General features: G+C 67.7%; 17 protein-coding genes. 6 read left to right on the top strand and 11 right to left on the bottom strand.

The annotated features are described in order from the left end of the window. Positions 1-46: 46 nt before the first annotated feature. The 8 genes from KUV62_RS01865 to KUV62_RS01830 form a co-directional block, all read right to left on the bottom strand. Positions 47-1,285, bottom strand: coding sequence for an aspartate kinase (locus tag KUV62_RS01865; RefSeq protein WP_222601975.1), 1,239 nt, complete (start codon positions 1,283-1,285; stop codon positions 47-49). A gap of 110 nt (positions 1,286-1,395) precedes the next feature. Then, entirely contained in the window at positions 1,396-1,854 is a 459-nt protein-coding gene (locus tag KUV62_RS01860) for an SgcJ/EcaC family oxidoreductase (protein ID WP_222601974.1), read from the bottom strand. Continuing rightward, a complete protein-coding gene (locus KUV62_RS01855; protein WP_222601973.1) occupies positions 1,832-2,476 on the bottom strand; it encodes an SDR family oxidoreductase in 645 nt (214 codons plus the stop codon). The genes KUV62_RS01860 and KUV62_RS01855 overlap by 23 nt, the downstream gene beginning before the upstream one ends. Next, the gene (locus KUV62_RS01850; RefSeq protein ID WP_222601972.1) at positions 2,476-2,910 is read right to left on the bottom strand and encodes a DUF1178 family protein; all 435 of its coding nucleotides are present in this window, start codon (positions 2,908-2,910) and stop codon (positions 2,476-2,478) included. The genes KUV62_RS01855 and KUV62_RS01850 overlap by 1 nt, the downstream gene beginning before the upstream one ends. Before the next feature lie 60 nt (positions 2,911-2,970). Then, entirely contained in the window at positions 2,971-3,432 is a 462-nt protein-coding gene (locus tag KUV62_RS01845) for an NUDIX hydrolase (RefSeq protein ID WP_222601971.1), read from the bottom strand. A 38-nt stretch (positions 3,433-3,470) separates the two neighbouring features. Beyond that, a complete protein-coding gene (locus KUV62_RS01840) occupies positions 3,471-4,682 on the bottom strand; it encodes a 3-deoxy-D-manno-octulosonic acid transferase (RefSeq protein ID WP_222601970.1) in 1,212 nt (403 codons plus the stop codon). Positions 4,683-4,769: 87 nt separating this feature from the next. Further along, positions 4,770-5,354: an HNH endonuclease gene (locus KUV62_RS01835; RefSeq protein ID WP_222601969.1), complete on the bottom strand. Its 585-nt coding sequence runs from the start codon at positions 5,352-5,354 to the stop codon at positions 4,770-4,772. Positions 5,355-5,788: 434 nt separating this feature from the next. Beyond that, positions 5,789-6,184, bottom strand: a complete 396-nt coding sequence (locus tag KUV62_RS01830; RefSeq protein WP_222601968.1) for an excinuclease ABC subunit B — start codon at positions 6,182-6,184, stop codon at positions 5,789-5,791. A 329-nt stretch (positions 6,185-6,513) separates the two neighbouring features. On the opposite strand from KUV62_RS01830, the gene KUV62_RS01825 reads away from it, so the two are divergent. Together KUV62_RS01825 and KUV62_RS01820 are read left to right on the top strand one after the other, a co-directional pair. Then, the gene (locus KUV62_RS01825; RefSeq protein ID WP_222601967.1) at positions 6,514-6,783 is read left to right on the top strand and encodes an I78 family peptidase inhibitor; all 270 of its coding nucleotides are present in this window, start codon (positions 6,514-6,516) and stop codon (positions 6,781-6,783) included. Between the two features lie 184 nt (positions 6,784-6,967). Further along, a complete protein-coding gene (locus KUV62_RS01820) occupies positions 6,968-7,255 on the top strand; it encodes a hypothetical protein (RefSeq protein WP_222601966.1) in 288 nt (95 codons plus the stop codon). A 510-nt stretch (positions 7,256-7,765) separates the two neighbouring features. On the opposite strand, the gene uvrB is transcribed toward KUV62_RS01820, so the two are convergent. Continuing rightward, positions 7,766-9,964, bottom strand: coding sequence for an excinuclease ABC subunit UvrB (gene uvrB, locus KUV62_RS01815; protein ID WP_222601965.1), 2,199 nt, complete (start codon positions 9,962-9,964; stop codon positions 7,766-7,768). 428 nt (positions 9,965-10,392) lie between these two features. Here uvrB and KUV62_RS01810 point away from each other — a divergent pair, with 428 nt between their 5' ends. From KUV62_RS01810 to KUV62_RS01795, 4 genes are all read left to right on the top strand, one after another. Further along, entirely contained in the window at positions 10,393-10,704 is a 312-nt protein-coding gene (locus tag KUV62_RS01810) for an ETC complex I subunit (protein ID WP_222601964.1), read from the top strand. Positions 10,705-11,162: 458 nt separating this feature from the next. After that, positions 11,163-12,179, top strand: coding sequence for a tRNA dihydrouridine(20/20a) synthase DusA (gene dusA / locus KUV62_RS01805; RefSeq protein ID WP_261395178.1), 1,017 nt, complete (start codon positions 11,163-11,165; stop codon positions 12,177-12,179). Between the two features lie 77 nt (positions 12,180-12,256). Further along, positions 12,257-13,078 (top strand): sulfite exporter TauE/SafE family protein, encoded by an 822-nt coding sequence (locus KUV62_RS01800; protein ID WP_222601963.1) that lies wholly within the window; start codon positions 12,257-12,259, stop codon positions 13,076-13,078. Between the two features lie 173 nt (positions 13,079-13,251). After that, complete coding sequence (locus tag KUV62_RS01795) at positions 13,252-14,304, top strand: calcium-binding protein (protein ID WP_222601962.1); 1,053 nt, start codon at positions 13,252-13,254, stop codon at positions 14,302-14,304. A gap of 3 nt (positions 14,305-14,307) precedes the next feature. Here the strand turns inward: KUV62_RS01795 and KUV62_RS01790 are convergent, their stop codons facing one another. Both KUV62_RS01790 and ruvX read right to left on the bottom strand, forming a co-directional pair. Continuing rightward, on the bottom strand, positions 14,308-14,535 hold the full coding sequence (locus KUV62_RS01790; RefSeq protein ID WP_222601961.1) for a DUF1289 domain-containing protein: 228 nt from the start codon (positions 14,533-14,535) through the stop codon (positions 14,308-14,310). Beyond that, positions 14,532-15,008 carry a Holliday junction resolvase RuvX gene (gene ruvX, locus KUV62_RS01785; protein WP_222601960.1) on the bottom strand — a complete coding sequence of 159 codons (477 nt, stop codon included), beginning with the start codon at positions 15,006-15,008 and terminating at the stop codon, positions 14,532-14,534. The genes KUV62_RS01790 and ruvX overlap by 4 nt, the downstream gene beginning before the upstream one ends. Between the last annotated feature and the right edge of the window lie 121 nt (positions 15,009-15,129).

Below are 15,129 nucleotides of genomic sequence, written 5' to 3'. Positions count from 1 at the left end.
GATCAGACCTGTCCCCGTCGCATTGTCCGGGCGACCCGGGTTTATCTCAGGCCGCCTTCTCGAGTTCGAAGGCATCATGCAGCGCCTGAACCGCGAGTTCCATGTATTTCCGGTCGATTAGGACAGAAATCTTGATCTCGGAGGTTGTAATGACGCGGATGTTGATACCCTCATCGGACAGCACCTTGAACATCTTCGCGGCGACGCCCGTATGCGAGCGCATCCCGATGCCCACCACCGAGATCTTGCAGACATCGGTGTCGGCCACGAGGTCGTGGAAATTGATGTCGCCGGCCTCTTTCGACTTCTTCAGCGCCTCTTCCGCGCGCGCCACCTGGTTGGTGGGGCAGGAGAAGGTCATGTCGGTGCGGCCATCTTCCGAGATGTTCTGCACGATCATGTCGACATTCACGCCGGCCTCGGAGAGCGGCGTGAAGATGGCGGCGGCGATGCCCGGACGGTCGGCGACCGAGATCAGGGTCATCTTGGCTTCATCGCGGGAATGGGCGACCCCGGAGACAACGTTCAGTTCCATGATTTCCTCCTCGTCGCAGACCAGCGTGCCGGCCTCGTCGGATTGTTCCTCGAAGCTCGAGAGCACCCGCAGCTTCACATTGTAGCGCATCGCCAGCTCGACCGAGCGGGTTTGCAGAACCTTGGCCCCGAGCGAGGCCAGCTCGAGCATCTCCTCGAAGGCGATGCGGTCGAGCTTGCGGGCCTTGTCGCAGATCCGCGGGTCGGTGGTGTAGACCCCGTCGACATCGGTATAGATGTCGCAGCGCTCTGCCTCGAAGGCGGCGGCGAAGGCGACGGCGGTGGTGTCGGAGCCGCCGCGGCCCAGCGTGGTGATGCGGCCCTCGGGCGAGATGCCCTGGAAGCCCGCGACCACGGCCACCTTCATGCCCTCGCCGAACTTGCGATTGATGTTGTCGGTGGGGATGTCGACGATGCGCGCGGCGCTGTGGGCGCTGGTGGTGTTGAGCGGCACCTGCCAGCCCTGCCAGCTGCGCGCCGGAACGTCCATCTCCTGCAGGGTCAGCGCCATCAGGCCGGCGGTGACGTTCTCGCCCGAGCTCACCACGGCGTCGTATTCGCGCGCGTCGAACAGCGGCGAGGTCTCTTCGACATAGCCCACGAGCTTGTTGGTCTCGCCGGACATGGCCGAGACGATCACGATCACGTCGTAGCCCTTGGCCACCTCGACACCGACGCGTTTGGCCGCGCGCCGGATACGGTCGAGCGTTGCCACGGACGTGCCGCCGAATTTCATCACGAGAACGGGCATGGGAGTTTCCCCGGATGGCCTTGAATCAGGCGCGGTTTACGCGGCTGTCGCGTTTCGCGCAAGAGGCTCAAGCGCTTGGGGCTGGGGTGCCCGGGCACCGCGCGCAGGCCTCACGGGCGGCGGTAGTCGACCGCGCTGAGCCCGTCATCGTTGACGTGGGTCTCCTTGCCCGGCGCCACGTCGGTGTTCTGCGCCGTCACCGCGCGCCAGCCTTCGGGGCCGCGGGCGAGCACGAAGACGAGGATGGTCTGACGCGGGCCAGCCGTACCGCCGCCCGGGAGCGTCTGACCGGTGAGGGTGAAGCGGCCGCGGACCACCGCGTGCTCGGCCCCGAGCAGGCGGGTCTCGATACGGCCGGGGCGCAGCTCGGTCTCGGCGAAGAAGCTGTTCAGTGCGTAGTCGTGGGGTTTGGCAATGGCGTCGCGGCCGGTCCACCAGAGCCCGGTGACGTTGACGAAATCCGCATCCTCGGTGAACAGCGCCGCGATCTCGGCGCCGCTGCGGCTGGCCCAGGCGCGGGCGAAGGCGGCCGGAAACGCCTGCGGCTCAGTAGGGATGGGCGCGGCCATCCCAGGTCTCGAAGCAGCCGGTTGTCTCAATGCTCAGCGCCTGCAGCCGGTCGGCAAGGCCGCTGGCGGCCTCGGCGGGGGTGATCTCGGCGGCAGTGCCGCCCATGTCGGTCTGCACCCAGCCGGGATGGTAGATGCCCACCGCGATGCCTTCGGGCTTCAGATCGGCGGCGAGATTGCGGCCGAGGTTCAGCGCCGCCGCCTTGGAGGCGCGGTAGATGTAGCTGCCGCCGGGGGCGCGGGTGTGCGACGCCATCTGCGACGAGATGATCATGATGCGCGGAGCGGCACCACAGCGCAGGTGCGGCAGCAGCGCCTGCACGGTCAGGAAGACGCCGGTGACGTTGGCGGCGAAGGTCTCGGCCCACATGGCGGCGGGATAGCCGCCCTCGAGCGGCTGGCCCTTGTCGAGATAGACGCCGGCATTGCAGACCAGCGCCTCGAGCGCGACGCCGTCGAGACGCTCGGCGAGGGCACCGACGGAGGCCGGATCGGTCACGTCCAGCCGCTCGAGCCCGTCGCTGTTGCGGGCGGTGCCGATGACATCGCATCCGCGCGCCGCCAGCTCGAAGGAGAGCGCCGCGCCAATGCCGCGGTTGGCGCCGGTGATCAAGGCGCGCATCAGTTCGATTTCCGTGTCGGCAGGAAGGGCAGGGGCGCGACGGGCACGCCCTCTTCGATCAACTTCTTCGCCTCGTCGCCGCGGGTCTCGCCCCAGATCGAGCGCGCCGGCGCCTCACCGGAATGCATGGCGCGGGCCTCGCGGGCGAAATCGCGACCGACATAATCGGAGTTTTTCTCGATCTCCTTGCGCAGTTCGCGCAGCGCCTGCTCCGCCGGGCTTGCCGGGGCCGAGAGCGGCGCCTCGGGGGCCGCCTTGGGCTTTTCGTGGCCTGCGTTCACGCGCGGCGCCATCAGGTCTTTCTCCACCTCCGTCGAGCCGCAAACCGCGCAGCTCACCATGCCTGCGGCGCGCAGCTTGTCGAAGGCGCTTGCGGACTGGAACCAGCTGTCGAAGCGATGGTCCTGCGCGCATCTGAGAGAATACTGGATCATCTGATTTTTCCGGGATTATCGGATGAGATCTAGTGGTTTGGGCCGAAATATCAAGCGGCTTTAGCGGCCGAGCGCCGCCGGGTCGAAGCGCTCCAGAAGCTGTGCCAGCTCCTTTTCCTTGACCATCGAGGCGGCCTTGCGGCGGCTCACCCAGCGCCGCTTGCGCTCACCGCGCTCGGGGAAGCGCTTTTCGAGCTTGCGCACGTGGACCGGGAAGACCAGCGCGAAATGCGGCTGCGGGTTGGCGCGCTTGCGATAGGCGAAGCCGCCGATGCAGTTGTCGGTGGCCTTGCCGCGCACGCCGGCCTCTTCCCAGGCCTCGCGGGCTGCGGTCTCTTCCGGCTTGCGGCCGCTCATCGGCCAGCCCTTGGGGATCGTCCAGCGGTGGCCGCTATGGCTGGTGATCATCAGGATCTGCACCTTGCCGCCATTGAGCCGATAGCAGAGCGCCGCGTATTGCAGGCGGCGGATCTTCTTGATGCGGGGGGTCTTCAGGACCTTGCGGACGGAAGCATTGGGCATGATCGGTCTTCTTTCGAGTCTCCCCGACCATGCATCCGCTAACCGGGCGGGTCCAGCCGTTGCGTGATCGCCGCGACGAGTTCCTCGAGATCGGTCTCGGGCCGGAGGGTTTCCTGGGCGGCCTGTCCCAGCGCCTCCTGCGCGTCGCGGGCGGCAAGCCGGTTGAGCGCCTCGGCCAGCGCGGGCGCATCGGCCACCTCGATGGCGGCGCGGGCGGCGCTAAGCCGTGCGAAGGGGGCGGCGTGGTTCGCGACGTCGGGGCCGTGCAGCAGGGCGGTGGCATAGGCGGCGGGCTCGAAAGGCGTGTGGCCGCCGCGATCGGTCAGCGTGCCGCCGATGAAGAGCCGCCCCGCCAGCGGGTAGAGCAGCCCCATCTCGCCCAGCGTATCGGCGAGATAGACCTCGGCGCCCTCCGCTGCCTCACCCCGGCTGCGACGAGCGCAGCTCAGCCCCGCCTCGAGGATCAACTGCTCGACCGCATCGCCACGGCGCGGATGGCGCGGCGCGAGGATCAGCCGCAACGTAGGCTCCTGCGCGCGCGCCAGCTTGTGCGCCGCCAGCACGGTCTCTTCCTCGCCCTCGTGGGTCGAGGCGGCGAGCCATGTCTGCGCCCGGTCGAACGCGGCGGCCAGCGTGGCGTCGCGCCGGGGATCGGGGGCGTAGAATTCCTTGAGGTTCAGCACCGGCCCGGCGGCGGCCTCCGGCAGACCGGCGGCCCGGTAGCGCCCTAGCGAGCCCGCATCCTGCGCCGAGACATAGCGCAGCCGCCCGAGCACCCGCGGCAGCAGACCGTCGAACAGCCGCCAGCCCTTCGCCGTGCCCTCGCTCAGCCGTCCGCCGATCACGAAGACCGGTCCGGGGCAGGTCCGGACGCGGTTGGGCCAGAGCTCGGACTCGAGCGTGATGTGTGCGCGCACGTTCCAGTCGCGATGCATCCGGCGGGCGACGCGCGCGAGGTCCAGCGGCGCCAGACGCGCGGGCAGCCCCCAGCTCTCGGCCAGTGCCACCCCGCCTTCGGAATTGCAGGTGACGAGCAGCGCGAGGTCGGGCCGGGCCTCCTGCAGCGCGGTGATCAGGGGCTTGGCCGAGGCGAGCTCACCATTCGAGGCGGCGTGCAGCCACAGATGCGGGCCGGGCCGGGCGGGGCTCCGGGCGAGCCGCTGGCGCAGGGCCGCCCAGTCGCGAAGCAGCGCGAGGCGTGCCAGCACGACGGCGGCAAAGATCGAGACGATCAGGCGATAGAGCAGCATGGCACCCCTTTCCGGCGCCCGGCGGCGCCCGCGCGGGGCTTAGGACGGGCGGCGCCGCGAGGCAAGCGGCAGAGGCCTGGGGAGCGCTCAGGCCTCGAGCTCGGCATCCCAGTAGAGGAAATCGATCCAGCTGTCATGGAGGTGGTTGGGCGGGAACTTGCGCCCGACATTCATCAGCTCCGAGGCGCCCGGCTGACGCGGGATCTTGCGCAGCGACATGTTGGCCTTGCGCAGCGATTTCGAGCCTTTGCGCAGGTTGCAGGGGGCGCAGGCGGCGACGACGTTTTCCCAGCTGGTGACGCCCCCGGCGGCGCGCGGCACCACGTGATCGAAGGTCAGTTCGCCCTTCGAGCCGCAATACTGGCAGCAGAATTCGTCCCTCAGAAAAAGATTGAAGCGCGTGAATGCCACGCGCTTCCTCGGTTTCACGTAATCTTTCAGCACCACGACGCTCGGGATCTTGAGCGTCATCGAGGGGCTTCGGACCTCCTCGTCATACTCGGCGATGATGTCCACCCTGTCGAGGAAGGCCGCCTTCACCGCTTCCTGCCAGGGCCAAAGCGACAGAGGGTAGTAGGAGAGGGGGCGGTAATCCGCGTTGAGCACCAGCGCCGGATGCTGCTTCAGCGCCGATGGTTCCCTGACGAAATGCGTTCTGAAATTGCCGTCCATGGAGTGACTCGTTCCCTGCCCTGACTGCCTTAGAAGCACCAGAGCGGGACAGCCCGCCCCAGTCTTGAACCACTATATCTCGCGTTTGCCCTCTGGCAAGCCTCGCAATATGCGGTGTCGGGCTCTTGGCTACCCTGTTTTCGTAAAGCTCATATGACAGGCAGTTGGGGCCGGGGGCGGGGCCGTCGCACAGGCGTTTCCGCACCGAAACGGGGCCGCCAGACGCACGGAGCCGAATGCGGCACGGAGCAGGCGCGCGTGGCCGGTGCGGAGGCCATGCTTCCGAGACCAGCGCTCCAATAGGCCTCTGGCGAATTTCCGGGGAGATGGCGAAGCAACCGCCGAAGGGCGAACCCGTCCCGGACGAGATCAATCGGGGCGAGGGGCACTGACCGCTCAGCGGTGCCCGCTCCAGATCGGGCCGGCAAGCGCCCTCAGCCGGGCGGTGTGGACTCTTCGGGATAGGTGGCCTGGCATTGCCTGACATCCGCTTCGGCGGCGCTGCGCAGCGCGGGGATGGCGGCGGCAAGCTCGGCATCCCGGGCCCGCAGGGCCTCCGCGTCGACCGGGATCCGGCGTGTCACGGGCTGGGTGTCGGTGGTCCAGCAGGGATAGAGCGCCGCGCCGTTGCGGCACCATCTCTGGCGCTCGACGCGCTCGAACTCGGTCTTGAAGGTATAGCCCCGGGCCAGGTCCTGCGCGATCCTCTCGCGCTCGGCCACGGCGCCACGCCAGGGAGCGGCAGCGTCGCGAATGCAGGCCTCGCGCGGGGTCGCGCAGGCCGTCAGGGCAAGCAGCCCGATCAGCGGAATGGCGGTCGTGAGTCTCATGGCCACAGCTTAACCGGAAACGCGCGCGCGTCGATTGTCTCAGATCAAACGATCACGCCCCCGTGCTGCCGCCCCGGTGCCTCGGCGGCGCCGCTCTGGATCGCTAGTGATTGCGGGGCTGATCCGAATGTGCCCTGCGCAGCGACGGGACGGCGCGCCGCCTGCGTTTCATCCTCGACGCGCCGCCGCGCGCCGCGATAGGACTTGAGTGCGGGGCAGTGGCTCGATGCTGCAGCGGCGGCGCCACCGCCGGCCAGGATCGGAGCCGAACCAGCGCCCGCGCCTGCCGCCACGGCAGGGGCTCGGCCGCAGGAACAAGGAGAAGACCGATGAAACATATCGCCCTCATGGCACTCGCGGCGCTGCCGCTGACGGCTTGCATGGCCGAGGAACCGCTTGCCACCGATGCCGAGGACACCTGCGGAATGGCAGCCTATAGCGACCTTGTCGGAACCAACGTGGCCGCCGTGACCCTGCCCGCCGACGCGCAGATCCGCGTGCTGAAGCAGGGCCAGCCGATGACGTTGGAATTCCTGGCCGAGCGGCTGAACATCGAGACCGACGATGACGGCGTGATCCTCAGGCTGTTCTGCGGCTGACGACCGCCGAGTCGACACCTGCAGCAGGGGAGGCGGCAGTTCCCCGAGTCGGGGCGCTTCGGCGCAATCGCGCCGTTCCCCGCCGTCAGGCGCGGGAACCAAACGCCGTCATGGCGGGTTGTCTGGTCAATAACAGGGGCGTGAGCGCCTCGCGGAAAAGAGACCAGACAGAAGGACATCCGATATGAGAACCGGACCCGTTATCGCCATTGCCGCCGTTGCCGTCGCCGTGATCGCCATCGGCTCCTACATGATTGATTTCGACGTGACCGAAGAGGGCTCGCTGCCCGACGTGGACGTCGCCGTCGAGGGCGGTGAGCTGCCCGAGGTCGATGCCGAAGTGGGCACGATCGAGACCGGCACCACCACCGAGACCGTGGAAGTCCCGGATGTCGACGTCGATGTCGACACCAAGGAAGCGCAAATCGAGCTGCCGACCGTCGAAGTGAACCCGCCGGAAGACGACGGCTGATACCGCGTCCCTCAAGGACGTAAGGCACGCAAAGGCCCTCTCCGCCGTTCGGCGGAGGGGGCTTTTTGCTGGACGGCCTGGAAACGGGCTCTTGTTAGCCACCTGTTTGCCATCATCGCAGCATCCTGCCGCGAGGAGGGTGAGCCGATGCACACGGTTGACGAGCTTCACCATCTGCGCTTCGAGATCGCGAAGATGACGCGGCGGGACAACGTGTTGCGACAGGAGCTGCTCGCGCCTGGTGCTCCGCGGCGGAGCAATGCCATGAGCTCCGGATCACCACGTCGCAGCAGCGCGTCTTCCAAAAGGAGCGGCTGCCGCCGGAGTTCTCGATGACGCTCGTTTCTGGTCCGTAAGCCGTTCCCCGACGCTGCGGGTGGTCGCCATCGAGGGCGGCCCCACCCCGAGCGCGCACGATCCCGTTCCCAGCCCAAGAGCGCGCGATCCCGGCCACGCCCCGAGCCGGCCCGAGGCCGACGATTTTGACGTCATAGAGCCCTGGAGCGCCCCTTAGCGCTTCCGTCGCTTCACGTTGCCGCCGCGCTGGCCGGGGCGGCCGGCGGTCGAGCGGCCCGCCGCCTTGGTCGCCTCTTCCGAGGCGCGCTCCACCGCCTGCTGGCGCGCCAGCGGGTCGTCGGCCACCGCGAGGTCGACCGCCTCGAGCCGCTTGATCTCGTCGCGCAGCCGCGCCGCCTCCTCGAACTCGAGGTTCTCGGCCGCCTTGCGCATGTCGGTCCGCAGCCCGTTCAGCACCGCCTCGAGATTGCCGCCCTGGCGCTTGGGATCGACCGTGGCGGTGACGCGGTTCATGTCGACATCGCCCTGGTAGAGCCCGGCGAGGATGTCGTCGACGTTCTTCTTGACCGTCTCCGGCGTGATGCCGTGTTCCTCGTTATAGGCGATCTGCTTCTGGCGGCGGCGGTCGGTCTCGGCCAGCGCGCGTTCCATCGAGCCGGTGATCCGGTCGGCATACATGATCACGCGGCCCTCGGCGTTGCGCGCGGCGCGCCCGATGGTCTGGATCAGCGAGGTCTCGGAGCGCAGGAAGCCCTCCTTGTCGGCATCGAGGATTGCCACCAGCCCGCATTCGGGGATGTCGAGGCCCTCGCGCAGCAGGTTGATGCCGATCAGAACGTCGAAGGCCCCGAGCCGCAGGTCGCGCAGGATCTCGATGCGCTCGATCGTGTCGATGTCGGAGTGCATGTAGCGCACCTTGATGCCCTGCTCGTGCAGATACTCGGTCAGGTCCTCGGCCATGCGCTTGGTCAGCACGGTGCAGAGCGTGCGGTAGCCGTCCTGCGTCACCTTGCGGATCTCGTCGAGCAGATCGTCGACCTGCATCTCCACCGGGCGGATCTCGACCTGCGGGTCGAGCAGGCCGGTGGGGCGGATCACCTGCTCGGTGAAGACACCGCCCGACTCCTCCAGCTCCCAGGCCGCCGGCGTCGCCGAGACGAAGATCGATTGCGGACGCATCGCGTCCCATTCCTCGAACTTGAGCGGGCGGTTGTCCATGCAGGAGGGCAGGCGGAAGCCGTGCTCCGCGAGGGTGAACTTGCGCCGGTAGTCGCCGCGATACATGCCGCCGATCTGCGGCACCGAGACGTGGCTCTCATCGGCGAAGACGATGGCGTTGTCGGGGATGAACTCGAACAACGTGGGGGGCGGCTCGCCCGGTGCGCGGCCGGTGAGATAGCGGGAATAGTTCTCGATGCCGTTGCACACGCCGGTGGCCTCGAGCATCTCGATGTCGAAATTGGTGCGCTGCTCGAGCCGCTGCGCCTCCAGCAGCTTGCCTTCGCTCACCAGCTGGTCGAGCCGCTGCCGCAGCTCCTTCTTGATCTGGATGACGGCCTGATTCATCGTCGGCTTCGGCGTCACGTAGTGCGAGTTCGCATAGACGCGGATGCGCTCGAAGCTGCCGGTCTTCTGCCCGGTGAGCGGGTCGAACTCGGTGATCGCCTCCAGCTCCTCGCCGAAGAAGGACAGCCGCCACGCGCGGTCCTCGAGGTGGGCGGGCCAGATCTCGAGGCTGTCGCCGCGGACCCGGAATGAGCCGCGCTGAAAGGCCTGATCGTTGCGGCGGTACTGCTGCGCCACCAGGTCCGCCATCACCTTGCGCATCTCGTATTCGCTGCCCGCGTGCAGATCCTGCGTCATGGCGCCGTAGGTCTCGACCGAGCCGATGCCGTAGATGCACGACACCGAGGCCACGATGATCACGTCGTCGCGCTCGAGCAGGGCGCGGGTGGCCGAGTGGCGCATCCGGTCGATCTGCTCGTTGATCTGGGATTCCTTCTCGATATAGGTGTCCGAGCGCGGCACGTAGGCCTCGGGCTGGTAGTAATCGTAGTAGGAGACGAAATACTCGACCGAGTTGTCCGGGAAGAAGCCCTTGAACTCGCCGTAGAGCTGCGCCGCGAGCGTCTTGTTGGGGGCGAGGATGATCGCCGGGCGCTGGGTCTCTTCGATCACCTTGGCCATGGTGAAGGTCTTGCCGGTGCCGGTGGCGCCGAGCAGCACCTGGTTGCGCTCGCCCTCGTCGATCCCCGCCGAGAGCTCGGCGATGGCGGTCGGCTGGTCGCCGGCGGCCTTGAATTCCGTATGCATGACGAAGCGCTTGCCGCCCTCGAGCTTCTCGCGCTCGCGCACGTCCGGGGCAGGGGCGTGCAGCATCGGCTGGGACTTGTCGGAATGGGCGTAGGGCATCGGGTGCGGCTCCTCGGGCGGACGGAGAGAAGAATTGATGCCGCGGGGGCGAGATTCAAGGGGGTGGGGCAAGGTGCCGTCAAAACGGGCAGATCGGCAGGCCCGGGCGGTACCCGGGCTAACGGGTTGAGCTGCCGGTATTTTGCCGGACGGCGGGCCGAAAAGCTCGGAATTACGCCGGGCACGACACACTTTTTCGTTGTAAAATTCCGACCTCGAAACTTACCTTTCAATGGCAAGCAGCCGGCCCGGCCCGCCAGAGGTCACGATACCCACCCCTCGCTCCCCCTGTGCCCTTAGGTCGGACCAGCCGCTGTTTGCACCAAATTCGCCGCCAGGTGCCAACGATTTGACGACAAAGCGGTGCTGATCTCTTGCCCTGATCGGCCAAATTCCGGATAACGCTGGTGATCTTCAGGAGGGATTCCATGCGTGCACGGATCTACCAGCCGGCCCGGACGGCCATGTCCTCGGGCCAAGGCAAGACGAAACACTGGGTGCTCGAATTCGCCGCCAGCGCGCCGCGCGAGGTCGATCCGCTGATGGGCTGGACCTCGTCTTCCGACACCCAGAGCCAGGTCCGGCTGCGCTTCGACAGCAAGGAAGCCGCGCTCGACTATGCCAAGGAGCACGGGCTCGAGGTAACGGTGACAGAGCCGAACAAGCGCAAGCCCAACGTGCGCGCCCGCGGCTACGCCGAGAATTTCGCCGTTGATCGCCGGGGTGCTTGGACGCACTGACGCTTTGCCTTCGCGGGGTGCGGCGCGGAATTGCGGAAGTCCCCGCACCTTGCAGACCTGTCCTGAATTCGGGGCGCCCAAGCGGGCGCCCTTTGTCGTTTGCAGTATTGTTCGCCGGACCGATGCATGGGCGCCCGGCCGGGTGGTCGTGCCTCTCGGTGTCGTCGGGCATCTCCCGGCCTTCGGAGCGGATGTTGTCCAGTGTCGCGGGCGCGCTGACAGGGAGACGCGTCACCGCTTGGTCCATGCGGGTCAGGGCCCTTCGCTGAGATGGGGAAGCCGACCAGCGGCATGTCGTCGCTGCCTTCTGCCAAGGACAGCATCACGACGGTTCGCGGCGCCCGCCAACGGGGCGATGCGTGGATCCTCAGGCGGGCGCCTTGGGCAACAATTTGTTGCACTGCCCCTGGGAACGGGGGCAGAAGGCTCCCAAATCGAGGTAAACAGGTCAGGTGACCATGAGCGCAGAGACAGGGAACATCGGGCGATCCGACCTCCAGATGGCGGCGCGGCTCAGTGTCGCCCCGATGATGGACTGGACCGACCGGCACTGCCGCTACCTGCACCGGCTGCTGTCGCGTCGGGCGCTGCTCTATACCGAGATGGTGACGGCGCCTGCGTTGGTGCGCGGCGGGGCGTTGCATCTGCTCGACTACAATCCCGAGGAACACCCCGTGGCGCTGCAACTCGGCGGCTCGGACCCGGATGAGCTCGCGCAGGCGGCGAAGCTCGGCGAGCAGGCGGGCTATGACCAGATCGACCTGAACTGCGGTTGCCCCTCGGACCGGGTGCAGTCGGGCACCTTCGGCGCGGTGCTGATGCGCACGCCCGGGCTGGTGGCGGACTGCGTCGCCGCGATGCGCGAGGCAGTGGAGATCGACGTCACCGTGAAATGCCGCATCGGGGTCGACGAGCAGGAGCCGCGCGAGGTGCTGCCCGACTTCCTCGAGAAGATCTCGGATGCCGGCTGCGATCGCGTGGTGATCCACGCCCGCAAGGCTTGGCTGCAGGGGTTGAGCCCCAAGGAAAACCGCGACATCCCGCCGCTCGATTATGAGCTGGTGCGCGAGATGAAGCGGGCCTTCCCGCAACTGCACATTTCGATCAATGGCGGCATCGCCGATCTCGACAGTGCCGAGGCGCTGCTGGCCGATGGGCTCGACGGCGTGATGATCGGGCGCGCCGCCTATCACCAGCCGTGGGACATCCTCGCCGCGGCGGATGCGCGGATCTATGGCGAGACGAGCCAGCCGGTCTCGCCGGAAGACGCGGTGCAGGCGATGCTGCCCTATATCGAGCGTCACCTCGCGAGCGGCGGTCGGCTGCACCAGATCACCCGTCACATGCTGGGCCTCTTCGCCGGGCGTCCCGGGGCAAGGCAGTGGCGCCGGGTGCTCTCCGAGGGCGCGACGCGTGACGGCGCCGGGCCGGAGCTTGTCGAAGAGGCGCTCTCGCGGGTGCCGGCGGCAGCCTGATCACCGCAACCGGCGCAAGGCTTGCGTGTCGGCCGGAGGGGGACTAAGCCGCTGGTATACCAGCTCAAGGATCTCCCATGCCGGACATCGCCACGCTGCTGCCCCTCGTCGGGCTGCTTGTCGTCACCAGCGCCTTTGCCGGGCTGATCGCGGGGCTTCTGGGCGTCGGCGGCGGCATCGTGCTGGTGCCGGCCTTTCTCTTCACCTTCGAGACCATCGGCTACGGCAGCCCGCAGGTCATGCAGACCTGCCTGGCAACCTCGCTGGCGACGATCATCGTGACCTCGATCCGATCGGTGCTGTCGCACAACAAGAAGGGGGCGGTGGAGTGGGGCATCCTGCGGACCTGGGCCCCGGGTATCGCCATCGGAGCGCTGATCGGCGTGCTGACCGCGGCGCGGCTGCGCTCGGATTTCCTGCAGGCGCTGTTTGGCTGCATCGCCATCTTCATCGGCCTGTATTTCGCCTTCGGGCGCCGCGACTGGCGGCTCTCGGATGAAATGCCGGGCGGCGGGATGCGGGCACTGCTGTCGCCGGTGGTGGGCTTCCTGTCGGTGCTTATGGGGATCGGCGGCGGCAGCTTCGGGGTGCCGATGATGACCCTCTGCTCGGTGCCGATCCACCGCGCCGTGGCCACCGCCGCGGGCTTCGGCTTGCTGATCGCGCTGCCCTCGGTGCTGGCCTTCTTCTTCGTGCCGGTGCCGGCCGAGGTGCGCCCGCCGCTGACAGTGGGCTCGGTCAATCTCGGGGCCTTCCTCATCGCCATCTCGATGACGCTGATCACCGCGCCGCTGGGCGCGAAGCTGGCCCACGCGGTCGACGAGAAGACCCTGCGGCGCGCCTTCGCGCTCTTCATCCTCGTGGTCGCGGCCAACATGCTGCGCAAGTCGTTCTTCTGATCTTCGCTCCCAGGTGCCAACGCCGCGTCATCGCGGCGCTCGCGCGATCCGGCCATTTGCGGACGATTGTGCCGCAGGCTGAAACAGCGTTCTGAAAAATCTGGAAAAACGTTGAAGCCTGCCGCTATCCTGACGGTCGGCGGCCGGGGCGCGGCGGGACTGAAGGTACGATTATGTTTGAAGTTATTTTGCTCCTCTCGCTTGGGGCGCTTGGGATTTCACTTGTCGGCGGCGGTGATGGCGGTGGCGATGACAGCGATGACCCGCTGGGGCAGCCCGCGGTCGGAACCCTCGGCGACGGCGATGACGATGCCGCGCTGACGGAGAACGCCGACACCGTCGAAGGCGGGCTCGGCGATGACATCATCGATGCGCTGGGCGGCGACGACTGGCTGCGTGGCAATGACGGCAACGATACGCTTTTCGGGGGCACGGGCAGTGATTTCCTCGCAGGCAACGCGGGAGACGATTCGCTTGACGGTCAGGACGGCGATGACACGCTGCGCGGCGGCGTACGGGACGACCGTATCGAGGGCGGTCCTGGTGACGACGTGCTCGAATCCGGCACTGGCAGCGATCGGCTCTGGGGCGGAGATGGCGACGACATCCTCGTGCTGACCGACGAAACCGTCGAGCGACTGCCCTACGAGGAGGCCTATGGCGGCGCCGGCAACGACCTGATCATCGTCGGCAACACCGCCGGGCTGGTCTCCGGCGACGAGGGCAATGACACCATCTCCATCGACCTCGAGCAGAGCGATGCCTATATCGACGCGCTGGGCGGCGAGGGCGACGATCTGATCGTCGCGAGCCGATCCGGCGCAGGCGGCACGATCTATGCCTCGGGCGGCGAGGGCAACGACACCATCGATGCGGGGCCGGGCAGCTTCGTCAGCGGCGATGCGGGCGATGACCTGATCCTTGCGGAGGGCATCGAGATCTATGGCGGCGCCGGCCACGACCTCTTCGTCGGTGACATGACCTCGGAGCGCAGCCTGTCGGGGGTGGTGCTGGATTTCACGCCCGGCGAGGATCTCATTCTGTTCGACGTGCCGGAAGAGGATGCGGAGGAGGCCGAGCTGACCATCGGTGATCCGGTCTTCGATGCCTTCTACGGTGTGGAACTGACCGAGGTGGCGCTGAGCGCCGGCGGCCAGACCTACTCGATCTTCGTCCAGAGCGCCGCAGGCATCGACCCCTCGGACATCGCGGTGCAGTTTTCCTGAGGCTCAGCCGCGGCGCCCCTCGCGGCCGCCGCGACGCTTGGCGATGCGCGGGGCGCGCGAGGGAAGCTCCTGCATCACCGCGCGGCGCGCATCCGGACTCATCCGCGACCAGGCGGTGATCTCTTCGATGCTGCGCAGACAGCCGGTGCAGAGCCGGCTTTCCGGGTGAATGACGCAGATCTTGATGCAGGGGCTCTCGATCTCGTCGCGCTTCCAGACGTCGTCGCTCATCCGTTGGCCCTCAGGTGGCGCAGCCGGTCGAGCGCACCCTGCAGGATGTAGGAGGCGGCGACATGGTCGATCAGCTCGGCGCGCTTGGCGCGCGAGGTGTCGGCCTCGAGCAGGGCGCGCTCCGCCGCGACCGTCGAGAGGCGCTCGTCCCAGAAGGTGATCGGGCCATCCCAGAGCCGCGAGAAATTGCGCGCGAAGGCGCGGGTCGACTGGCAGCGCGGACCCTCGGAGCCGTCCATGTTGCGCGGCAGCCCGAGCACCACGCCGCCGATCTCGCGCTTGGCGAGGATCTCGAGCAGGCGCTCGGCGTCGAGGGTGAACTTCTTGCGCTTGACCGTCTCGACCGGGGTGGCGACGGTCAGCAGCCGGTCGGAGAGCGCTACGCCGATGGTCTTGGTGCCGAGGTCGAGCCCGGCGAGCGCGCGGTCGCGGGGCAGGGCGGCGGCGAAGTCTTCGATCTCTTCTTGGATCATCGCGAGAGGCCTTCGTTGGAGCGGTGGGGGCTGGGCAGGGCGAGACCTCCCGGCGCTTCGATGCGCGGTGACGCCGCGCAGTGGGGGCGCTGCCCCCGTCGCCCGGGGGCGACTCCCCCGA

The sequence above is a fragment of the Salipiger bermudensis genome, assembly GCF_019801965.1.
Classification (GTDB): domain Bacteria; phylum Pseudomonadota; class Alphaproteobacteria; order Rhodobacterales; family Rhodobacteraceae; genus Salipiger; species Salipiger bermudensis_A.
This window is presented reverse-complemented; position numbering and strand designations above follow the sequence as displayed.